This window comes from Streptomyces sp. NPDC017529 (assembly GCF_044329785.1).
Classification (GTDB): Bacteria; Actinomycetota; Actinomycetes; order Streptomycetales; family Streptomycetaceae; genus Streptomyces.
The window spans coordinates 177,371-198,376 of record NZ_JBIRJY010000010.1 but is presented as its reverse complement, the minus strand read 5'-3'; the positions used below and the strand labels follow the sequence as shown (position 1 = coordinate 198,376).

Sequence of the window (21,006 nt, the reverse complement as noted above, 5' to 3'; positions counted from 1 at the left end):
CGGAGGGGTGGCCCTCGGCGCGCTTACAGTGTGATCCATTCGCTGGAGACGGTGACCTCGTCGAGAACGTCGGACAGCGGCTCGACGCCGAGGCCGGGACCGGTGGGAACGTCGAGGTGGCCGTCACCGAGCACGAACGGCTCCGTGATGTCCGTGGCGAAGTAGCGGTGGGAGCCTGAAGTGTCGCCGGGGAGGTTGAAACCGGGCAGGGCGGCCAGGGCGACGTTGGCGGCACGGCCGATGCCTGTTTCCAGCATGCCGCCGCACCAGACGGCGATGCCGTGGGCGCGGGCGAGGTCGTGGATGCGACGGGCTTCGAGGTAGCCGCCGACCCGGGCGGGCTTGATGTTGATGACGGAGCAGGCGCCGAGTGAGATGGCTGCCGCGGCGTCGGCGGCGGACTCGACGGACTCGTCCAGGCAGACCGGAGTCCGCAGCAACTTGGCCAGTTCGGCGTGCTGGACCATGTCGTCGTTGGCGAGTGGCTGTTCGATCAACAGGAGGCCGAAGTCGTCGAGTGCGGCGAGCTGCCGGGCGTCCGCCAGGGTGTAGGCGGCGTTGGCGTCGACCTGGAGGAGCAGGTCGTCGCCGAAGCGCTCGCGTACGGCACGTACGGGAGCGACGTCCCAGCCGGGCTCGATCTTCAGCTTGATCCGGACGTAGCCCTCGGCGAGGTACCCCGCCACGGCGTCGAGGAGTTCGGGCACCGAGTCCATGATCCCGACCGAGACGCCGCAGGGCACCCGGTCGCGGGCGGCCCCCAGGTAGGAGCCGAAGGACTCGCCGGCGCCGCGGAGCTGGGCGTCCAGCACCGCCGTCTCCAGTGCGGACTTCGCCATGCGGTGGCCGGTGAAGGGGCGCAGGGCCCGCCCCGCCACATGCACGTCCAAGCCGTCCTTCGGCAGGGCGGGGACGAGGAATCTGCGCAGGACGTCCTGCGCACCGTCGACGTACTCCGAGCAGTAGCGGGGCTCGGACATGGCCGCGCACTCCCCCCACCCCTCACCGTCGGAGGTCACGACGCGGACCAGCAGCACATCCCGGCTGGTCTCCACCCCGAAGGAGGTGCGGAACGGGGCGACGAGCGGCATCGCGATCCGGCGCAGCTCGACGCCGGAAATCTTCGTCTTCACGACTGGTGGCTCCTCTGCGGACAAGCGGTCAGGCATGGGTGCCGGGACGTTGCATCACGTACCGGCGGCGTGCGTGGAAGCCGACGACCCGGGCGCCTTCGCCGAGCAGGCCGCCCAGGGTATGCCGCACGGCCAGCCGCCAGGCACGGGCGGCGCCCGGATCCGTGCGGCGCAGGGCTTCGATGTCGTCGGGCAGGTCGATGAGCACGGTCTCCGCGTCGGTCGTCACGGTCTCGGGGCGGCCTTCGCGGTTACGGAGGCCGTGGGCGGCACCGGCGGGCAGCTCGGTCATCCCGGGCGGTGCGGGCGCGGTGAGGTCCCAGGCGGCCAGGACCCGGTCGGACTCGTCACCGCCGTTGACGACGTCATCGATCGCGCCGTAGAAGCAGGTCAGGTACTCCTCCGGCCGAGCACCGAGTTTGACCAGGTTGAAGTAGGCGTTGCGGCGGACGAGCGGGTCGTAGGTCCAGGTGATACGCCTCAGCCGGCGGGCCGTCGCCCACCGCCGCTGGTGCAGTTTGAGGGCGAGGCCCACGCCACGGCCCATGACGGCGCCGGTGATGTGCGAGTGCAGGCTGATGCCCACGGGTTCGCCGAAGAAGGCGACGGACGCCCCTACCAGCCGGTCGTCCTCGTACGCTCCGGCCACGTAGTTGCCTGCGTGGGAGAGGGCCTGCATCAGCTCGGCGGAGAGGGGCGGGTTGCCGGGTTCGGTCCCCCAGATGTCTGCGTAGAGAAGGCTGACGGCATCGAAGTCCTCCATGCGGTGCAGTTCCCGGATGGTGGGTCGCTTCATCGCAGTGCTCCGACGAGGTGGGCCAGGAGCCGGGCGCGGTCCGGCATGGTGGCAGCGATGACGTGTTCGTGGTCGGCGTGCGCGCCGTCGCCCACCGCGCCGAGGCCGTCGAGTGTGGGGCACCCGGCCCCGGCGGTGTAGTTGCCGTCGGAGGCTCCGCCGACGGATGCCTGCCGCAGCGGGCCGAGACCGAGCCGTACGGCCTGTTCGTTGGCCAGGGCGAACAGTCCCCGCGAGGCGCCGGGGTCCAGGGGCGGCCGGTTGGGGCCGCCGCCGATCCGCACGCGGGCGCCGGGTGTCTGCGGCTCCAGGGCCTTGACGAGCTGGTCGACCGCTTCCTGCGCCGCGGCGTTCGGTACGCGGACGTCCACGCTCAGCTCGGCCTCCGCCGGAACGGTGTTGCTCGATGTGCCGGCCCGCATCACGGTGGGTGTGACGCTCGTTCCGGGCCCGGCGGAGGCGGTGACGGTGGCAGCGATGCCCGGCAGGGCCAGGAGTTGGTGGGCGAGTTCGGTGGCCGCGTTGACGCCCTTCTCCGGTTCCAGTCCGGAGTGGGCGGCGCGACCGTGCACGGTGATGTCGTAGAGGGACACGCCCTTGCGGCTGGTCTTCAAAGCTCCACCGGGTGCGGAAGGCTCCAGGACCAACGTGGCCGAGCACCGGCGGGCGAGGGCTTCGATCAGCGAGCGGGAAGTGGCCGAGCCGGTCTCCTCGTCACCGGTGACGAGTATGCAGAGGCCGTCGAGGGACGGCAGTGAGGCCAGGGCGTGGAACATCTGGACCAGGCCGGCCTTCATGTCGAAGACCCCGGGGCCGCGGATGACGCCCTGCTCCACCGACCAGGGGCGGGTCTTGAGGGAGCCGATCGGCCAGACGGTGTCGTGATGGCCCAACAACAGGATGCGCGGCGTTCCGAAGGTCCACTGCACGTGGGTGACGCCTTCGGCCGTCAGCGTTCGGGGCAAGGCTCCGAGCAGACGGCGGCCCTGCGCGGCGACCGCCTGGGCGCTGCGGGCCACGGCCTCATAGTCGGCCGAGTAGGACTCGCAGGTCACCAGTTCTTCGAGGTCGGCGAGCATGGCGTTGAGGGACGGCGCTTGATCCGCCGGCGCGGGCAGGCGTGCAGGGTCGTGCGGCAAGGGTGGGTCCTCCATGAGGTATCGGGTGGTCCCGGCGGCCGCAGCGTACGTATGGCGAGCCCTCGGGATCTTGATCCCAGGGCACAAACCGACGGGCCACTCCTTGGCCTGACGGACAACTCCCATAAACTTGCGCGCCACGCATATTTGCGCGGCGCACACAATTTTCTACCGTCGCCCCATGGGACTCCGAGAACGGAAGAAGGCCGAGACGCGTGCCGCGCTCAGCTGGGCGGCGATACGGCTGGCCGTCGAGCGCGGGCTCGACAACGTCAGAGTCGAGAACATCGCCGAGGCCGCCGGCGTCTCGCCGCGCACGTTCAACAACTACTTCTCCAGCAGGGGCGAGGCGATCGCCACCCACCACCTCGACCGTTGCCTGCGCATCGCGGAAGCACTGCGCGAGCCCTCGGCGGAGCCGCTGTGGGACGCGATCACCCGCGCGGTGCTGGCGCAGTTCGAACCGGACACCCCGGCGGCCGCCCGCCCCGTATCCGACGCGGCGAAGTGGACAGCGGACGTGCGCCTGATGGTCACCGAACCGGCCCTGCAAGGCGAGTTGCTGCGGGCCGGAGCCCTCGCCGAGGCCGAGATCGCCGCGGCCATCGCCGGCCGCACCGACACCGACCTCGCACAGGACCTGTACCCGCACCTCGTCGCCTCCGCGGTCATGGCCGCGATCAACACCGCCATCGCCCACCACCGAGCAGCGCGCGAACGGCCTCGTCGGCCAGGTCGTCCGCATGCTCGACCGGCGTGGACTGTACGAGCGGCTGACCGCGCCCGGTGCCGTACCCGAACCGGCGCCCGGCTTCGTGTTCGGCGCCTTCCCGCTCGATCTGACCGACCTGCCGGACAACCCGCTCTACACGTTGATGGTGCCGCAGCGCCGGATCCAGCACATGCTTGCCGAGCGCGCCGCCGAACTGGGCGTCGAGGTCCGCCGCGGGCACGAGGTCACCGGCCTGGCACAGGGCGGGAAGTCGGTGACGATCGAGCTGCGCTGACGGGAACCGATCGAGGCGGCATTTCAGGTCGGCGCCGACGGCGGGCACAGTACGGTCCGCAAGCTCACCGGGATCGAGTTTCCCGGCGTGACCACGGACGACTCGGTGTCGCTCACCGGACATGTCAGCGTGCCGCCGGACATGGTTGGCGCCGACGGCGGCCTGGCCGTACCCGGATTCGGTGTCGTGCCGCCGTTCCGGCACCTGCGCACGGAACGCGGCCTGCTCACCTGGGGACCGTTCCCGGACGGCGCTCCCCTGGCCACCGCGGTGGAGTGGGACCGGCCGGCCGAGGGCGAGGCCTCGATCGACGAGCTGCGGGCCAGCGCCTCCCGGGTGCTCGGCGTTGACGTACCGCTCGCCCCGCCCACCGGCCCGGGACCCCACCTGATGAGGCGGTTGTCCGGCGGCAACACCAGGACCGCATCGCGGTACCGCGCGGGTCGCGTCTTCCTGCTCGGGGACGCCGCGCACGTGCACTCGGCGATCGGCGGCCCGGGGCTCAACATGGGCTTGCAGGACGCGGTGAACTTGGGCTGGAAGCTGGCCTCGGAGCTGCGCGGTCAGGCGCCGGAGGGGCTGTTGGACACCTACGAATCGGAACGGGCCCCGGTAGCGCGCTGCTTCTCCGGCCCGACTGCTACGTCGCCTGGCAAGGCACCACGGGCGATGGCCTGCACGAAGCGCTGGGGACCTGGTTCAGGACGGTACCGTCCTAGGCGGTATCCGACCGGTCGCGTGAGTGGGGTGTGCTGCCTGCCATTTCGGCCTGGAGCATCCGTTAACTCGCCGAGGCGGCCCACCCGTGCGCAAGAATGAGGGGGTCAGCGGACTGTGCCTTCTCCCAGTTTCCTGGCCCAGTCCCGCAATTCGGGTTCGGCCAGGCTGGTACCCAGCCAGTCGTGGTCGAGGTTGGCTCCTGGCAGGGACGGTACGACCGCGACGTAGAGCCCGGCAGCACGCGCCGAGGCGATGCCTGTGGCCGAGTCCTCGAAGGCGACGGAGCGCTTGGGAGTCGCACCGAGCGCCTCGCATGCTGTGAGGTAGAGCTCTGGTGCGGGCTTGGGGAAGCGCACTTCGTCGGCGGCGAACGAGTGAGTGAAGCAGTCGGAGAGACCGGCCGACCACAGTGCAGTGTCCAGCAGCTCCCGAGGGCTGTTGCTGGCTACGGCTATGGGTACGGCCGCCCGGCAGGCACGCACCAGTTCTGTCGCCCCCGGGAGGGCTGTGACGCCTCGGGAAAGCTCCTTGCGGACTCTTTCGACGAGTTCGGCGGCGAGTTCGGCCCCGGCGTCGGGGCGCCCGAGATATTGGGCCATGGCCTCACCAGCGGCCTCCACGGTGCGGCCGATGACCAAGGCTTTCTGTTCGGGACCGAAGGGATGGCCGTGCGCCGCGAAGATGGCCGCCTCCGCAACGGTCCAGCAGGCTTCGGTGTCGACCAGCAGGCCATCGCAGTCGAAGACCACGGCCTCGGTGCTGGTGGGAAGCGTGCACATGAAGATGTCCTTTCACTTCGGGTGATGCGCGGGTTGCCTGTTTCGGCTGCTGTCGGCGGCCTTGCGGTTACGTCGACCGGTGCTTCACTGTCCGAGCGCGAGCCGGATGCCGAAGGCGGCGATGACCGTGCCGGTGATGCGGTCGAGACAGCGGCGGGCCGAGGGCCGTTGCAGGCGGTCTCGGAGCACATGCGCGAAGGCGATCAGCGCGCACGCCCAGACGACGGCCAGGAGGATGTGCACACCGGCCAGGAGCACGCCTGGAGCGAGGCGCGAGGCGCCGGCGGGGACGAACTGCGGGAGCACCGCAACGTAGAAGGCGCCCATTTTCGGGTTGAGGAGGTTGGTCACGATCCCCTGCCGCCAGCCGCCGAGCAGAGTGTCACCGGCGCCTGTCCCGGCCTTGGTCTCGGCCCCGGTCGTGCCCCCGGCCCCCACTGTCTGCGGGCTCTCGTTCGACGAGTGACGCCAGGTGGCCCACAGCAACCTGCCGCCCATCCACACCAGGTACGCCGCTCCGGCCCAACGAAGAATCGTGTATGCGAGATGAGAAGCGGTCAGCAGCGCGGTCACACCGAACGAGGTGAGCACGCCCCAGATCAGTGTGCCGCTCTGGATGCCGATGACCACGCCCCAGACACGACGGCGGTGCCCGAGCGCCGCGGTGCGCAGAATGAGTGCGGTATCCAGTCCCGGAGTGAGCGTCAGGAGTCCCACTATCAGGGCAAAAGTCCCTATTGCGTCCAGAGTGATCATGAGCGTTCACCCTAGGCCAGGAGCCATAAACCGTCTACATTCCTGCCCGATATCGGGCAGGAATTGCACTGTTCGCCTTTGGGTTTTGCGTGTCAGACAGTGACCGTGCCGCGAAAGGCGGCTGCCCTCTTGTCGTACCTGGTAGCCACAGCCCGGAAGCCCTTGAGCGCGTTGATCGTCCGCTCGACTTCGGTCCTCCGGGGGCTTTCAAGCACCACTCACAGCATGCCGCCTGTCACCAACGTCCCGGAACAACACACCTGGACCGTCTCCGCAGCTGCAACCACAGCACCGCCCCCGCGAACTGGCACGCGGCGATACCCAGCATCAGTCCGTCCGCCCCGAGCTGGCCGGCGAACACCCCGGTCAGCGCGGCACCGCCGGCCGATGCGCCGATCTTCAGGCTGCCGCCGGTGGTGTTGACCTGGCCGAGCCGGTCCGGTGGCGACTCGCGCTGACGGAGCATGAGCGTCGCGGCGAAGAGCGGTCCTTCGGCCAGACCCGCCAGCGCGCAGACCGTCCACGCCCATGGCAGCGACGGCGCCGCCGCCAACGCGGCCAGCGCCGTACCGAACCCCAGCATCCCTGCGGTCACCGCCCGTTCGGCCCGGCCGCGCGTCAGCCAGCGCGACGAGGCCAACGACCCCACGAGGGACCCCAGGGCGAAACAGGCAAGCAGCTGCCCGCCGGCCCCGGGGCCCGCCCCGATGTCCTGGCTGAGCAGCACCGCCGCCACCGCGAACCCGCCGTACCCGAACCAGGCACACGTGGTCCCCACCGTCAGGGCCCGCAGCACCCGGTTGGCACCCAGCACGGACAACCCACCCACCACGACCTGCCGGACGCCCGGCCGCGTCCGCTCCGGCCGGGCCTCCGGCGCCGGAAGCGGCAGCATGGGGAGGAAGAGAAGGCCGAGCACGGCGGCGGCCACGGTCACCATACCGGTGTGTCCTCCACCCACCAGCGCGGCAACCATCGCGGCCGTCGCCGGCCCGGCGACGGCCGCGACGTTGTAGCTCGACGCCTCCAACCCGTACGCGCGCGGCAACCGTTCAGCAGGCACGAACCTCGGCAGCAGACCGGTGAGTGCCGTCACGATCGGTTCGACGCAGCCGACCACAACGGCCGTCATCAGCGCGAGCGCCAGTGGCGAGTGCCCCACCGACAGCATGAGCAGGGCCGTCGCGACGGCGTAAGCACCCGCCAAGGCGACCGCGAGACGCCGCGGCCGGTCCGTCCGGTCCAGCACATGGCCGATGACCGGCCCGCTCAGCACGTACGGAAGCGTCATCGCGGTCTGCACGAATCCGGCACTCGCCGCGTCCCCGGTACGTGCCTCGACGGTGAGCACCAGCGCGGTCGCGGCTCCCTCGGCAGACACCCTCAGCAGCGTGGCGGCCGTCAGATGCAGTTGGAGCGTTTTGGTCACCCTGGACAATCTTCCATCGGGTGGGGGCCCGCGGAAGAGAGCGTCAGGTTCCGGAAGGGCGCGTAGCAACCCCCGCTGCGCAGGAGTTCGTCGTGGCTGCCTTCCTCCGCGATCCGGCCGCCGTCCAGGAAGACGACGCGGTCGGCGCGTTGGCCGGTACGCATCCGGTGCGCGACCACCACCACCGTCCGGCCCGCCATCAGGCGCTCGATGCCCTCGTGGACGGCTGCCTCGTTCACCGGGTCCAGTGCGGAGGTCACCTCGTCCAGCCGCACCGCGGCGGCTGCCGCGCGCACCTCGGCCTCGCCGGCGTCGGGGCGGCCGAGTCGTACGTTCTCCTCGATCGTGCCGTCGTAGAGGTAGGCGTTCTGGAAGACGATGGCGATCCGCTCCATCAGCGCCTTCGTGGTGATCGCGCGCACGTCCACACCCTCTATGCGTACCGCGCCCGCGTCCACGTCGTAGAAGCGGGCGAGCAGTTGGAGCAAGGCGCTCTTGCCCGCACCCGACGGTCCGACGACGGCCAGCCGCTGCCCCTCCGGCATGGGCAGCGACAGGCCGCCGATCACGGTGCGGCCGCCGTGCCGGAAGGCGACGGACTCGAACTCCAGGCTGTGGACCGCCGGTTGGGACGACTCGGCAGGCTCCGGTAGTGGTTCGGTGCGCAGGATAGCGTCGAGGCTCGCCAGCACGGACCGGGCGCCGCGGAGCTTGCCCCCGATGTCCGTCAGCGACAGCAGCGGATCCGCGCTGCGGGCGGCCAGCACCAGGATCGTCAGCACCTCAGCCACGCCGATGTCCCCACCGAGCGCGAGGTAGGCGCCCAGGGTCAGCAGTACGGTGAACACCGCCTGCACCGTGAGCGTCAAGCCCCACGCACCGGGCAGCGCCGACAGGGTGGAGCGGCGGGAGGCACGCTGGACTTCCCGCAGCGAGTCGTCGAGCAGCCGGAAGCGCTCGGTGGTCCGGCCGCCGGCCCGTAGCACCGGCTGGGCCCTGAGGTATCGACGACCCGCCCGGTGGCCTCGTGGTCGCGTTCGGCGCGCTCGGGCCGGCGTCGAGTTGATCTCTGATCGCCCGCTCCCCTTGTGCGCCGGCAACAGACCAAGGAAGGATCTTCCGTCATGCCCACCAAGACTGTGCAGATTCCCACCCCGGACGGCCAGGCCGACGCGTTCGCCGCCTTCCCCGACCACGGCGAGCGGCACCCGGGAGTGCTGCTGTACCCGGACGCCCTAGGCCTGCGGCCCGAGCTGGAGAAGAAGGCCGGCGAACTCGCCGGACACGGGTACTACGTGCTCGTCCCCAACCTCTTCTACCGGCACGGCCCGGCACCGGTGTTCGACCTCCCCGAGCACATCGGAGAGGAGGCCAGACCTGCGATCTTCGCCCAGCTGATGCCCCTGGTCGAGGCGCACACCACCGAGCGTGTCCTGCGTGACGCCGACGCCTATGTCGGCTTCCTCACCGCCCAGCCCGAGGTCGGTGCCGGACCGGTCGCCACGATCGGCTACTGCATGGGCGCCGCCTTGGCGATGCGCACCGCGACGGCCCACCCCGGCCAGGTGGCCGCCGTCGCCGGGTTCCACCCCGGCTTCCTGGTCACCGACGCGCCCGACAGCCCGCACCACCGCATCCCCGAACTCACTGCCCGCGTCCACATCGGTCTCGCCGTGGGCGACATGACGCCCGAGGCCATCGGGGAGCTCAACCAGGCCCTGGACGCCGCGGGCGTCGAGTACACCACCGAGGTCTACCCCGACACCATCCACGGCTTCACCATGGCCGACACCGACGCCTTCAACCCCTCCGCACTGCAGCGCCACTGGGACCGCCTGCTCCCCCTCCTCGACCGCGCCCTGCGCAACAGCGGCAGCTGAGGCTCCGGTTCCCGGCCGGGGGCGCCGCCTCCCCCGGTCAACTCGGTGTTGCGAGCGCCGGCGTGCGCATCCGTCAGTCGGAGGCGCACGCCATCGTACGGCGAACGCCGCGCACGCCCCTTGTGCGCCGGTGGCGGCCGGAGGAAGCATAGTTAATTGTGAAAGTACTCCGGGTTCAGGGCAGCGGCCGCAGCCGGCGGAGGTAATGGCGGCATCCGAGTGACCGACCCGGGGCCAATGCGGACGCGGGGACGGCCGATCAAGCCGTCGATCTCCTATCGGACGGTAGTCAGGAGCTTCTCACCTTATTGGTACTGGCCGATCGGCCGGCGGAGCAAGCGTGCGGTACGGCGAGACCGGGCAAGAGGTAGGGGAGGATTTTCCATGTCGTCTCTACGGTCGGTTCCACGGGTTTCTGCGAGCGCGACGTTCTCGGATTATGCGGTCACCACCGCCACCCGCCTTCTCGGCGGTGCGGGCGTGGACGTCGAACAGGGAACGAGGGTGCTGCGCAGGATGCTGTCACCCTGGGGGGCGAGGCAAATCGGTACGCGTCCCGGTTGGCACTCCGACGTATGCGCCGACGGTTCGCCGATCGAGTTCTCTGCCGCCTTTTCGCAGGAGGGGCTGCAGATACGGGTACTCGTGGAGGCCCTCCCTGAACGGCTGGGCACATCGTCCGCGCAGGAAGCGGCACTCGGTCTCACCCGTGGGCTGACCCGGGATTTCGGCGCCGACGACAACCGGCTGGCCGAGGTGTCGGACCTGTTCCTTCCGGACGAGAACCCGACCGGCTTCGCCATGATGCACGCCGCCGCCCTCGCGCCGACCGGTGGACCCGCGTTCAAGGTCTACCTCAATCCCCGCGCCAATGAGGGCATGACCGCCGTCGAGCGGACGCACGAGGCACTGGACCGCCTGGGATTCGGAAAGGCGTGGCCCGCGGTCGGCGAATACGCCGGCCGGGGATTCGACCTCGACAGGATCGTCTACTTCGGTCTCGACCTGCTCGACGGCCCGGAATCACGCGTGAAGGTGTACTTCCGCCACTATGACGTCTCACCGGCGGAACTCGACGCCCGAATGGAGATATCGCATCAGCACGAGGCGGGATTCCTCGGGGATTTCTGCCGTCGGCTGACCGGCAGCGACAGCGCGGTACGTCCCCAACCGCTCGTCAGCAACCTGACGTTCACGACTGCCGGCGGGCATGTGCCGGTGTCCGCGACGCTGTACGTCCCGCTGTGGCTCCACACGGCGAGCGACCGGATCATCCGGGACCGCATCAGCTCGGTCATGGCGGACATGGGCTTACCCGTACGCGACTATCAGTCGCTGCTGGACCAGGTGGCCCGGCGCCCGCTCTCGGCGGGCCGCGGTATCCACACGTACGCGTCGGCACGCGTGCAACGCGGCCGGCCCCGTCTGACCACCTATTGGTCCCCGGAACTCTACGACCGGTACCCGCCTGCCCGTTACCAGCGGGGGTGAACGCCATGCCGCTGCACGACGCACTCCGGTCGCTGTTCGATGACGCGCAGGTCCGGCCCGGCCGGCTGCGCCGGCGATCGCCCCTCCGATGGGGCGCGTATCCGCCCGGCGTCATTCCGCTGACGGCAGCCGAGCCGGACTTTCCCGGGCCCGCGGTGGTCACGGACGCCGTCCTCGCGACGGTCGCCGACGGCTATTTCCCCTATGCGTCACCCACGGGATGCGCCGAGCTTCGGGAGGCCTTCTCCGATGTGGCCGAGACCCGTTACGGGATCGGCAACCATCCCGACCGCGTGGTGCCGGCTCCGGGCACCGCAGCCGCACTCTGGGGCGTGGTGCGCCTCCTGTGCGGTAAGGGCGACGAGTGCATCCTGCTGGACCCGGTCGACCTGCTGTTCGGCCAGGCCGTCGATGCCGCGGGGGCCCGGCGGGTCTACTGCCCGATGGACAAGAGCACGGGACGGCTGGACCCGGACCGGCTCGCCTCTCTGATCACTTCGCGCACCGCCCTGATCTGCATGTGCAATCCGCACAACCCCCTGGGCACGGTCTTCACCGAGGAGACCCTTCGGGCGGTGGCGGAGACAGCGGGCAGGCACCGCGTCCCGATCCTCTCCGACGAGGTGTGGAACGAGATCGTGTACCCGCCCGGAAAGCACGTCAGCATGGCGAGCCTGGACACCGAAAGCAGCCGGCGCATTTACACGGTGACCGGCCTTTCCAAAACTTTCGCGCTACCGGGGCTGCGCATGGGATTCGTGGTCGCCCCGACCCTGCGGGATGCGGGTGCTCTGCGGCTCGCCTTCCAGCGTCTCGGCGCCGCATACAGCATGACCCCCTTCACCCAGGCCGGCGCCTTGGCCGCCCTGCGTCACGGCTGGCCCTGGAGAGACGCCTTCCTGGAACACCTTCGGGGAATACGGGACTACTGCGCGGACCGGCTGAACGCGATCCCCGGAATCTCCTGCCGCCGCCCGGACGGAACGTACGTCCTGTTTCCCGATGTGTCCGCCACCGGGCTGAGCAGCCGGGCGATGGGCGAATTCCTCTTGTCACGGGCCCGGGTGGCAGTGGTGCCCGGTACGCCGGAGTGGTTCGGTCCGGCCGCCGAAGGCAACATCCGAATCAGCTACGCCACTTCCCGGGCGGTCATGGAAGAGGCACTGCATCGCATCGCGGGGGCCGTCGAAGAAATCGTTGCCGGCGGCCCGGCCCCACTCCAGGCCACCGGAATGCAACAGTAGGGCGCGCCACCACCCCTATCCGGACATCATCCTCGCAGCCATGCCTTGAACGAGGTCCACCAGGATGTGCGCTTCCTCCGGGCGGGAACCAGCGGGGACACCACCGAAGGGAACGGCACAGCGGGCTCGGCGGCGCGCCCCGGGCCGCTGTCCGCGGCGCTCCGCAGCTGCCGCTCGGTCTTCACGGAGGTACGGGCCGGACCGTCGGACGCGGTGCGGCCCGGAGACCGGGACGCGGTGAACGTCACCGGAAGGCTGGTCAGGTGCCGTGTCATCCAGCCCGACTGCCAGCTCAGCTGCTCCTCGGGGATGCGCAACCGTACGTCGGGGAGCCGCGCCAGCAGAGCGTCGATGCCGGTGTCGGCGATGGCCCGGCCGATGTTCTGGCCGGGGCACTCCTGGGGACCGCTGCTGAAGGCGAGGTGCGAGCGGTTCCCGTGCAGGGGAACCGAGGGGTCGGGCCGGACGGCCGGGTCGTGGTTGCCGGCGGCCAGGCCGAGCAGCAGCATGTCACCCGCCTCGACCTTCTGACCGCCGACCTCCGTGTCCACGGCGGCCCAGCGGCCGGGGATGGTCATGAGGGGCGGTTCGCTCCACAGCACCTGCTCCACCACGTCGGGCAGGGTCATCTGCCCGCCGGCCAGCGACGCGTGGCACCGGGGGTCGGTCAGCACCATCCGCAGGGTGCTCTTGAGGAGGTTGACGGTGGTCTCGTTCGCGGCGATGAGGATGACCCGCAGGTGGTTCCACACCTCCTCGTCGGTCAGCCCCGAGGCGTGTTCGATCAGCCAGGACGTGACGTCGTGGCCACGGCTCCCGCGCTTGCGCCGCACCAGCTCCGTGAGGGTCTCGACGATGAACGCGTTGCTGGCCACCGAGGTCTCGGTGCCCGCCACCATGTCCCTGCTGGCCGCGACCAGCCGCGGCCCGTACTCGTCGGGCATGCCCAGGAGCTGCGTCAGGACGAGCATGGGCAGGTGTTCGCAGAACTCCTCGACCAGGTCCGCTTCCCCCCGCTCGGCGAAGCCGTCGATCAACTGGTGCGTGAAGCGGGTGATGTGCCGCCGGATCCCGCGGCGGTTGAAGCGCTCCAGGCTGTCGGTGACCGCCAGGCGCAGCCGGGCGCGCTCCTCACCGTCCAGGAACAGGCAGACCGGCTGCCAAGCGATCATCGGGAGCAGCGGGGAGTCCGGCGGGACCCGCCCCTCCCTGAACCAGCGCCAGATGCGGGAGTCGCGGCTGAACCGGGCGGGGGTACCGGCGACTTCCAGGATCTCGCGGTATCCGAGCACGAGCCAGGCCGGGAGGTCGCCGTCCAGCAGGACGGGCGCGACGGCCCCGTGCCGGGCGCGCAGGCGCTCGTACAGGCCCATGGGGTCCTCGGCCGCCTCGGGGCCGAAGAGCCGCGCCAGCCCGTCCGCGGTGCCGAACCGGGCGTGTGCCGGACATTCCGGAGGCGGAGTGGGTGCCCACGCGGTGCGGGGCTGTTCGGAGGAAGAGGAGGTCACCGTGGCTCCGGGGTCGTGGTGGTGAGGGCGTGCAGGTAGCGCATGAGGGTCAGCAGGCCGTCGCGGCTGGAGACGCGTTCGCGGGCATCACAGTCGATCACCGGCACCCCGTCGGGGATGTCCAGGGCCTCGCGGAGCTCGGACGCCGGGTAGGAGGGGGCGTCGGGGAACGCGTTGATGGCGACGATGAAGGGCACCCCGCGTTCCTCCAGCCGGCCCATCACGTCGAAGCTGTCCTCCAGCCGCCGGGTGTCGATGAGGACCACGGCGCCCAGCGCTCCTTCGAACAGCCCGTTCCACAGGAACCAGAACCGTTGCTGCCCCGGGGTGCCGAAGACATAGAGCACCAGCTCGTCGCTGAGGGTGATCCGGCCGAAGTCCATCGCCACGGTGGTCTCGGTCTTGCGCTCGACACCGGCGATGTCGTCCACCCCGGCACCGGCCTGCGTCATGATCTCCTCGGTGGTGAGCGGCTTGATCTCACTGACCGACCCGACCAGGGTGGTCTTGCCGACCCCGAAACCGCCGACGATCACCACCTTCACCGCTGTGGTGACCGAGGCCGGCAGCGTGTCCTCACACCGGGGGCCGACGACGGGTTCAGAGATTCTGTAGTCCATGCATCACCGCCTCCAAGAGTTCTACGTCGGGCAGCGACTGGGTCAGGACCGACGCCCGGGCTTCGACATGACCGCTCGCCAGAAGGTCCGTGAGCAGTACGGTGATCACGCTGACCGGCAGGTGGAGATACGCGGAGATCTCGGCCACGGACAGCGGGTAGTCGCATATGCGGATGATGGCGGCTGGTTCGGGCTGCATACCCGGGCCGGCCTCGCCGCGGCTCACGATCAGCGTGACCATGTCCAGGGAGGGGTGCCGGTCGGGCAGGTTCCGGCCGGATGTGAGGACGTAGAGCCGCTCGGGACCGCCCTCTTCCCAGGCCCGCTGCTGTTCCTGCTCCGGATCACTCATGGGGCCTGCCGGTCGGCCCGTGGCGGGGTGGTGAGGTGCTGGCCGATCCGGGCGACCAGGTCCCGCATCCGCTGCCCCATGAGGCCGGCGTCCACGTCGTCGTCGGCCAGCACCGCCAGATAGGCTCCGGCGCCGGCCGCCATCAAGTAGAAGAAGCCGCCGTCGACCTCGACGACGACGAGTTTCATGTGCCCGTCGCCCCGCGGGAATTCCGAAGCGATGGCCGCCGACAGGCTCTGCAGTCCGGCACAGGCGGCGGCGAGGCGGTCGGCGGTGTCGTTGTCCGCGCCGAACTGCGCCATGCACAGGCCGTCCGAGGACAGCACCACGACATTACGGGTCTGCGGGACACTGGATGCCAACTCCTCCAGCATCCAGTCCATGTTGAGCCGCTGCTTTGTCGCCACTTGCTCACTCATCCTTGTCTACTGGCTCGGTCACTGTTCGGGCTCTTCATCGCTCGGACCATGGGGAGGCTGCGCCGGGGGCCCGTCCGAAGACGCGCCGGAGGCGCCGTCGAGGAAGGCGGACATCCACAATCCGGCCGGTGAGGGCCGGTCGGCCGACGCCGGGGAGCGGCGGTCGGTGGCGGCCTGCTGCGGCCGCGCGGCCGGGATCACGGCGCGGCGCCGCTTGCGCTGCGGGAGCCCGTTGGCGGTGCGCGAAACGGCGGTGGGCGCCGACTCCTCGGCAGCCGCTTCTGCACGGTGCTTCGGGCCGCTGGGGCGGCGGGGCGGCGGCAGGCTGGGTGCCTTGGCCAAAGCGCCGCCGGGCACCGGGGTCACGGTGATCAGGTCCGGCGGTACGACCAGGACCACGCGCACGCCGCCGTACGCGGACACGCGCAGCGAGACCTTGAAGTGGTTGGTGTGGGACAGCCGGCCGACCACCGCCAGGCCCAGTCGCGGCGACTCCCCCAGGTCGTCGAGGTCCAGTCCGCTGGAGGAGTGCTGCGCCAGGGCGCGTTCGGCGCGGATGCGGGCCTCGTCGGTCAGGCCGAGCCCGGCGTCCTCGATCTCGACGGCGACACCGGACTGGACCTCGGTGGCGGTCAGGTGGACGCGGGTCTGCGGCGGTGAATAGCGGGTGGCGTTGTCCAGGAGTTCGGCCACGGCGTGGATCAGGGGCTCGGCCGCGCGGCCGAGGACACCGACGTCGGCCACCGAGTGCAGGTCGACGCGCTGGTAGTCGGTGATCCGGGACATGGCACCGCGCAACACGTTGAACAGCGGGATGTCCTTCTGCCACTGGCGTCCCGGCCGGGCGCCGCCGAGGACGGCGATGCTGTCCGCCAGCCGGCCGATCAGCGCGGTCCGGTGGTCGAGGTGCAGCAGGTCGCCGAAGACCTGCGGGTCCTGTCCGTGCCGGTCCTCCATCTCGCGTAGTTCCAGGGCCTGTTGGTGCACGATGGCCTGGACGCGGCGGGCGATGTTGACGAAGGCCCGCTGGGCGGAGTCGCGCAGGTCCTCCTCGGCCTCCACGGCCTGGAGGACGTAGCGCAGCACCGCGAGGTGTGCGGCTTCGAAGCGGGGGCTGACACGGGACGTCTGGCCGGTGCTGCGCAGTACGTCCTCGACCGGGATGCCCTGCTGGAGCCGGGCCATGGCCGCGGGCAGGGTCTCCTTGGCCATCCGCACCGTTTCGGTCTCCTGCTCGGCCAACTGCCGTTGCAGGACGGCCTCTCGCTCGGCGTACTGCCTGCGCAGCTCGTCGATCGCACGGCCGCGGCGCGCCGCCTTCCCGGCCGCGACGGCCACCGCCGCGGTCGCGAGGACGCCGATCCAGACGGCGTGGGTACGGGCCTCCGAAGGCAGCAACGGAACAGTCACGGCCGCACATATGGCCAGGAGCACGGGTGGCAGCAACCACGTCGCGGTAGCGGCCGGTCCCGGCCTTCCGGGTGACACATCAGCACGAACCATCGGCATCCTCAGAGCACTAAGGGAAGGGACAGGGCGTCATGCACGGAATTCACGGACGTCAAAATGGCAGCGAAAAACGCAATGGGCGATCGTTGGTTCGCACACACCAATCAATTGCCGCAGTGCACGCCAAGCCGACGTGCCGCGCGCGGAGCCGGGTTCCGGGACGCCCGGAGTCCTCGTGCGGCGGCGACATCACGACAGCCACCGGCCACGTGCCGTAACCGTCACAACTCGCTGCGCGGCAGTGAGCATAGCGGGGCCTGAATGGCTCTGCGGGGCATGTGCATATAACACATGAATGTACTCACGTACGAAATTCAGAAGAATCGTTTGGCGCTAGTCACCGAGGCCGGTGGCGGGCTCGGTGGCGTAGCGGCGCATGGTTCGAATGTGGGCCTGGGGGGACAGGGCCCGACCGGCGGCGATCGTGTTCCGCAGGTCCCGGAAGTACTGGACGTACAGGTCCGGTGTGAAAATGCTGAGCATGACGGCCGGCTGATCGGTGATGTTGGCGAACGTGTGCGGCGCGCCGGGCGGGACCAATACGAACGTGCCCGCGGTCGCGTCGAATTCCTCGTCGCCGACCGTGAACCGTACGGTTCCGGAGAGGACATGGAAACCCTCGTCGTGCTGAGCGTGGCGGTGCTGCGGCGGTCCGGGCGTGTGCGGCGCGAGGACGGATTCGGTGGCCCCCAGGCGATGCCCGGTGTTGCTGCCGTCTTCGAGGACGCGCATCCGCGTGGTGCCCAGGACGATCGTCTCGCCGTCGTCGGGGCCGATCACCGATACGGCGGGCGAGGCGGTCGGTTCGGCGGGCTTCGTTTCGTCAGTCATGTTTCGATTCCACCGCCAGGGGGCCGCGGCCGTCCAAGTCCCGTTCCGTCCCGCCGATACCGTGCGGGTATCGTCGCAGCATGGAGCTACGGACGCTGCGCTATTTCGTGGCGGTCGCCGAAGAACTCCACTTCGGCCGGGCCGCCGCCCGGCTGCACATGAGCCAGCCGCCGCTGAGCCGGGCGATCAGGCAGTTGGAGAGCGAGGTCGGCGGCGCGCTGTTCGTCCGGTCACCCGCCGGTGTCACGCTCACCGCGGTGGGGGCGGTGCTGCTCGACGAGGCGCGGGCCCTGCTCGACCAGGCCGAATCGCTGCGCGTACGCGTGGCCGCCGCGGCCGGTGCCGCGACCGTCACCGTGGGCGTCCTCGGTGACAGCGCCGACCCGGGCGCGACCCGGCTTGCCGCCGCCTACCGCCGGCGGCACCCGCACGTCGAGGTCCGTATCCGCGAGACCGACCTGACCGACCCCGCCTGCGGGCTGCACGCCGACCGGGTCGATGTCGCCCTGACCCGGCGGCCGTTCGACGAGACCGGCCTGTCCGTGCGTGAGTTGCGAACCGACCCGGTGGGCGCGTTGCTGCGCGCCGACGATCCGCTGGCTCGCCGCGGCAGCCTGACACTGGCCGATCTGGCCGACCGTCGTTGGTTCGTCTTCCCGCAGGGCACCGACCCCCTTTGGCAGTCGTACTGGAACGGCGGGCAGCCTCGCGAGGGTCCCGTGGTGCGCGCCGTCGTGGAGTGCCGGCAGGCCGTTCTCTGGAACGGCACAGTCGGCATGACGCTCCTGGATCACGAGCCCGGAGCGGGGCTCACCGTGGTGCCGCTGGCCGACATGCCGCCGAGCCCCATGGTGGCGGCGTGGAGAGCGGGCGACACGAATCCGTTGGTCCGCTCCCTGGTGCGGATCGCGGCCGCCGCCTACCGCACGACGGGTTCTAAGCCACTTGGACGCCGATGAGGCAGGTGTCGTCGTCGGTGTCGGACTTGCTGTGGGTCAGCAGGCGGTCGAGCCGGTGCTCAAGGGAGGGGGCGGGGGACTGCGCGGTGGCGAGGAGTTGGGCCAGTGAGTCGTGGATGGCGGTGTCCCTCCGCTCGACCAGGCCGTCGGTGTACATCAGGAGGGTGTCGTCCGGCTCCAGTTGCAGTTCGGCCTCCTGATAGGTCGCTTTCGGCAGGGCGCCCAGGAGCAGCCCGCCGATCAGGGGCAGCCTGGTCGCTTCGTGGCCGCGGACCAGTACCGGCGGCAGGTGGCCGGCTCTGGCCCAGCGCAGGGTGCGGGTCCCGGGGTCGTACAGGCCGCAGACGACCGTGGCGGTGACCTGGTCGGTGAGGTGGTGGGCCACGATGTTCAGCCACGACAGCAGCTGGCCGGGGCCTGCCCCGGTGATGGCCAGGCCGCGCAGCGCGTTGCGCAGGACCACCATGCCGGTGGCGGCCTCGATGCCGTGGCCCGCTATGTCGCCGACGCACAGGAGTACGCGCTGCGAGGGCAGGACGACCGCGTCGTACCAGTCGCCCCCGACCAGGGATTCGGTTTCCGCGGGCCGGTAGCGTACGGCGATCTGCAGGCCGGGGGCGTCGATGGGGCCCCGGGTCGGCGGCATGATGGCCTGCTGGAGTTGCAGCGCGAGGCGGTTGCGCTCGGCTGATTCCTGCTCGGTGTGCGCGAGTTGGTCGCGAGTGGCGGCGAGCGCCACCTCGGTCCAGTGCTGGGCGGAGATGTCCTGGTAGGCGCCTCGTACGGCGAGGAGCCTGCCGTCGGCGTCCAGTACGGGTTCCGCGATCACCCGGATGTGCCGGGTGACGCCGTCCGGGCGCTGGAGGCGGAAGGCGGCCGAGGCGGAGCGCTGGTGGTGGAGGACGGCGCGCACGAAGCGGCCGATGGCGATGCCGTCGTCCGGGTGCGCGTGGCCTGCCAGGTCGTGGAGGGACACGGGAGTGCCGGTGGGCGGCCGTCCGTACAGGGCGAAGAGCTGTCCGTTCCAGGTGATCTCGCCGGTCAGGAGGTTCTCTTCGAAGCCGCCGATACGACCGAGGCGCTGGGCGTGCTGTAGGAGGCTGGCGAGCCGGGCGGTCTCGTCCTCGATGCGCCAGATGAGCAGCACGCTGTCCCCGTGGCGGCTGACGCTGATGTCGGCGACGACGGCGAGCGGTACCTGGTCCACCAGCGCGGTCAGGGTCATCCGCTGGGCGCGGAAGGGCTCGCCGGTGGCGTAGACGCGCTGAACCTTGTCGAACAGTTCGCTCTCGTCGGCGGCCATCGGGTACGCCTCAAGCAGCAGTGCGCCGTTGACGGAGCTGCGGGGGCGGCCCGCCGGGTCCATGAAGCGCTCGTTGACGTGGTGGATGCGGAAATCGGTCAGGTGCCCGCCGGCTCCGAGGTGGGGCGTGAGGACGAGCGCCGGATCGTAGAGCCCGTCGGCCAGGTCCGCCAGCTCGGCCACGGCGGGAACGAGCCGGGCGGGGGGCGGCCCGTGCTCGCGCGATGCGGGGGTGGTCTCCAGGGTGGTGGCGCACAGTTCGGCCAGGGCCTCGATCTGGCGCATGATCACGGGAGGCTGCGGGGGAAGCGGCCGGTGCCAGCAGATCTCCAGGACGCCGTGGATGCGGCCGCCGGTGCCGGCGAGCAGGGCCACGCGGCCGCCGTGCGGGTGGTGGGTGCGGCCGATCGAGGGGATGCCCGTCTCGGACAGGGAGGCGAACCGGACGGTGTCCCGTTCGGTCAGTGCCTGGCGGGCGACGGTGACCACGCCCGGGGGCACGTACCGCCAGCGCACCGCCTCGTCCGCGGGGAATCCGGCATGGCCGGCCAGGGTGAGGGAGGTGTCGGGGCCGGCCGACCAGATGGCCACGGCCGTGGCACCCAGCGGCGCCAGCGCGTGCTGTAGGAGCGAGTCGGCGACGGCTTGGGTGTCACCGGCGGCCAGGGCGGCGCTCTCGGCCGTGCGCAGGCGCACTCCGACGGCCGGGTCCTCTTCGGCGTGCCCGGTCCGGGTGCGCTCCAGGAAGGCGCCGGCGATTTCCGCCACGCGGTCGCGGGCCGCCTGGTTGATGATGTCCACGGCCAGTTCCAGCTGGGAGACCGCGGCCTTCTCCGCGAGTTCGCTGAGCTGCCGGGTCGCCTCGGCCGGGCCGCAGTGGAGCCTTTCGACCATGATGCCCTTGGCGAGTTCGATCAGGGCGCGGCCGTCGGCTGCCGCGTGCGCCGCCTGGACTTCGCCGCGCAGGCGTTCGACGGTGGCGGCCAAGCGGCCGACGGCGGAGGTGTGGTCCGGCCGGGCGCCCGCCGGGGCGCGGCCCGGTCCCGGCAGGGCCTGCACGGGTGCCGGCGGCGCCCCGTCCCCGGCCGGGGCGCCGCCGTGCTCGGAAGTGCTCATGATGCTGCCGGTTCC

At 70.6% G+C, this 21,006-nt stretch carries 20 protein-coding genes and 4 pseudogenes; 8 read left to right on the top strand and 16 right to left on the bottom strand.

All coding sequences use genetic code 11. From position 1 onward, the window contains the following. Positions 1-23: 23 nt before the first annotated feature. Genes menC through ACH4K4_RS25180 form a run of 3 tightly spaced genes read right to left on the bottom strand, consistent with a single transcriptional unit; the run spans position 24 to position 3,008 of the window. Entirely contained in the window at positions 24-1,133 is a 1,110-nt protein-coding gene (gene menC, locus ACH4K4_RS25190; protein WP_398170228.1) for an o-succinylbenzoate synthase, read from the bottom strand. A 28-nt stretch (positions 1,134-1,161) separates the two neighbouring features. Next, positions 1,162-1,929, bottom strand: coding sequence for a GNAT family N-acetyltransferase (locus ACH4K4_RS25185; protein WP_398170227.1), 768 nt, complete (start codon positions 1,927-1,929; stop codon positions 1,162-1,164). Next, the gene (locus ACH4K4_RS25180) at positions 1,926-3,008 is read right to left on the bottom strand and encodes a M20 family metallopeptidase (RefSeq protein ID WP_398170333.1); all 1,083 of its coding nucleotides are present in this window, start codon (positions 3,006-3,008) and stop codon (positions 1,926-1,928) included. Before ACH4K4_RS25180 ends, ACH4K4_RS25185 begins: the two co-directional genes overlap by 4 nt. A 241-nt stretch (positions 3,009-3,249) precedes the next feature. On the opposite strand from ACH4K4_RS25180, the pseudogene ACH4K4_RS25175 reads away from it, so the two are divergent. Then, a pseudogene (locus ACH4K4_RS25175) lies at positions 3,250-3,360 on the top strand (TetR family transcriptional regulator); the annotation flags it as partial. Positions 3,361-3,395: 35 nt separating this feature from the next. Here ACH4K4_RS25175 and ACH4K4_RS25170 read toward each other — a convergent pair. Further along, on the bottom strand, positions 3,396-3,605 hold the full coding sequence (locus ACH4K4_RS25170; protein WP_398170226.1) for a hypothetical protein: 210 nt from the start codon (positions 3,603-3,605) through the stop codon (positions 3,396-3,398). Between ACH4K4_RS25170 and ACH4K4_RS25165 the strand changes: the two are divergent. The 3 genes and pseudogenes from ACH4K4_RS25165 to ACH4K4_RS25155 all read left to right on the top strand — a co-directional run. Then, a pseudogene (locus ACH4K4_RS25165) lies at positions 3,514-3,720 on the top strand (TetR family transcriptional regulator); the annotation flags it as partial. The gene ACH4K4_RS25170 and the pseudogene ACH4K4_RS25165 sit on opposite strands and share 92 nt — an antisense overlap. 91 nt (positions 3,721-3,811) lie before the next feature. After that, a pseudogene (locus ACH4K4_RS25160) lies at positions 3,812-4,636 on the top strand (FAD-dependent monooxygenase); the annotation flags it as partial. Further along, entirely contained in the window at positions 4,612-4,794 is a 183-nt protein-coding gene (locus ACH4K4_RS25155; RefSeq protein WP_398170332.1) for a hypothetical protein, read from the top strand. The pseudogene ACH4K4_RS25160 and the gene ACH4K4_RS25155, both read left to right, overlap by 25 nt. Positions 4,795-4,899: 105 nt before the next feature. Here ACH4K4_RS25155 and ACH4K4_RS25150 read toward each other — a convergent pair whose 3' ends face one another. The 5 genes and pseudogenes from ACH4K4_RS25150 to ACH4K4_RS25130 form a co-directional block, all read right to left on the bottom strand. Further along, positions 4,900-5,574, bottom strand: coding sequence for an HAD family hydrolase (locus tag ACH4K4_RS25150; protein ID WP_398170224.1), 675 nt, complete (start codon positions 5,572-5,574; stop codon positions 4,900-4,902). Between the two features lie 84 nt (positions 5,575-5,658). Continuing rightward, the gene (locus ACH4K4_RS25145) at positions 5,659-6,330 is read right to left on the bottom strand and encodes a LysE family translocator (RefSeq protein ID WP_398170223.1); all 672 of its coding nucleotides are present in this window, start codon (positions 6,328-6,330) and stop codon (positions 5,659-5,661) included. A gap of 92 nt (positions 6,331-6,422) precedes the next feature. Beyond that, positions 6,423-6,527 (bottom strand): annotated as a pseudogene (locus tag ACH4K4_RS25140) (IS5/IS1182 family transposase); the annotation flags it as partial. Positions 6,528-6,565: 38 nt separating this feature from the next. Next, positions 6,566-7,759 (bottom strand): MFS transporter, encoded by a 1,194-nt coding sequence (locus tag ACH4K4_RS25135; protein ID WP_398170221.1) that lies wholly within the window; start codon positions 7,757-7,759, stop codon positions 6,566-6,568. Next, positions 7,756-8,745 carry an ATP-binding cassette domain-containing protein gene (locus ACH4K4_RS25130; protein WP_398170220.1) on the bottom strand — a complete coding sequence of 330 codons (990 nt, stop codon included), beginning with the start codon at positions 8,743-8,745 and terminating at the stop codon, positions 7,756-7,758. The genes ACH4K4_RS25135 and ACH4K4_RS25130 overlap by 4 nt, the downstream gene beginning before the upstream one ends. Before the next feature lie 138 nt (positions 8,746-8,883). Here ACH4K4_RS25130 and ACH4K4_RS25125 point away from each other — a divergent pair, with 138 nt between their 5' ends. The 3 genes from ACH4K4_RS25125 (at position 8,884) to ACH4K4_RS25115 (ending at position 12,374) form a co-directional block, all read left to right on the top strand. Further along, positions 8,884-9,639, top strand: coding sequence for a dienelactone hydrolase family protein (locus ACH4K4_RS25125; RefSeq protein ID WP_398170219.1), 756 nt, complete (start codon positions 8,884-8,886; stop codon positions 9,637-9,639). Between the two features lie 237 nt (positions 9,640-9,876). Beyond that, positions 9,877-11,130: a tryptophan dimethylallyltransferase family protein gene (locus ACH4K4_RS25120; protein ID WP_398170330.1), complete on the top strand. Its 1,254-nt coding sequence runs from the start codon at positions 9,877-9,879 to the stop codon at positions 11,128-11,130. A 5-nt stretch (positions 11,131-11,135) separates the two neighbouring features. Then, on the top strand, positions 11,136-12,374 hold the full coding sequence (locus ACH4K4_RS25115) for a pyridoxal phosphate-dependent aminotransferase (protein ID WP_398170217.1): 1,239 nt from the start codon (positions 11,136-11,138) through the stop codon (positions 12,372-12,374). A 26-nt stretch (positions 12,375-12,400) separates the two neighbouring features. On the opposite strand, the gene ACH4K4_RS25110 is transcribed toward ACH4K4_RS25115, so the two are convergent. The 6 genes from ACH4K4_RS25110 to ACH4K4_RS25085 all read right to left on the bottom strand — a co-directional run bounded on the left by ACH4K4_RS25110 (position 12,401) and on the right by ACH4K4_RS25085 (position 17,613). Continuing rightward, positions 12,401-13,882: a cytochrome P450 gene (locus ACH4K4_RS25110; RefSeq protein ID WP_398170216.1), complete on the bottom strand. Its 1,482-nt coding sequence runs from the start codon at positions 13,880-13,882 to the stop codon at positions 12,401-12,403. Further along, on the bottom strand, positions 13,879-14,502 hold the full coding sequence (locus tag ACH4K4_RS25105; protein WP_398170214.1) for a GTP-binding protein: 624 nt from the start codon (positions 14,500-14,502) through the stop codon (positions 13,879-13,881). The genes ACH4K4_RS25110 and ACH4K4_RS25105 overlap by 4 nt, the downstream gene beginning before the upstream one ends. Beyond that, a complete protein-coding gene (locus tag ACH4K4_RS25100) occupies positions 14,483-14,854 on the bottom strand; it encodes a DUF742 domain-containing protein (protein WP_398170212.1) in 372 nt (123 codons plus the stop codon). The genes ACH4K4_RS25105 and ACH4K4_RS25100 overlap by 20 nt, the downstream gene beginning before the upstream one ends. After that, the gene (locus ACH4K4_RS25095) at positions 14,851-15,237 is read right to left on the bottom strand and encodes a roadblock/LC7 domain-containing protein (protein WP_398170329.1); all 387 of its coding nucleotides are present in this window, start codon (positions 15,235-15,237) and stop codon (positions 14,851-14,853) included. The genes ACH4K4_RS25100 and ACH4K4_RS25095 overlap by 4 nt, the downstream gene beginning before the upstream one ends. 54 nt (positions 15,238-15,291) lie before the next feature. Beyond that, positions 15,292-16,776, bottom strand: a complete 1,485-nt coding sequence (locus tag ACH4K4_RS25090) for an ATP-binding protein (RefSeq protein WP_398170211.1) — start codon at positions 16,774-16,776, stop codon at positions 15,292-15,294. Between the two features lie 339 nt (positions 16,777-17,115). Next, entirely contained in the window at positions 17,116-17,613 is a 498-nt protein-coding gene (locus ACH4K4_RS25085; protein WP_398170210.1) for a cupin domain-containing protein, read from the bottom strand. Between the two features lie 80 nt (positions 17,614-17,693). Between ACH4K4_RS25085 and ACH4K4_RS25080 the strand changes: the two genes are divergently transcribed. After that, positions 17,694-18,572, top strand: coding sequence for a LysR family transcriptional regulator (locus tag ACH4K4_RS25080; RefSeq protein ID WP_398170209.1), 879 nt, complete (start codon positions 17,694-17,696; stop codon positions 18,570-18,572). Here ACH4K4_RS25080 and ACH4K4_RS25075 read toward each other — a convergent pair. Further along, positions 18,550-20,991, bottom strand: coding sequence for a SpoIIE family protein phosphatase (locus ACH4K4_RS25075; RefSeq protein WP_398170208.1), 2,442 nt, complete (start codon positions 20,989-20,991; stop codon positions 18,550-18,552). The two genes, ACH4K4_RS25080 and ACH4K4_RS25075, sit on opposite strands and share 23 nt — an antisense overlap. Between the last annotated feature and the right edge of the window lie 15 nt (positions 20,992-21,006).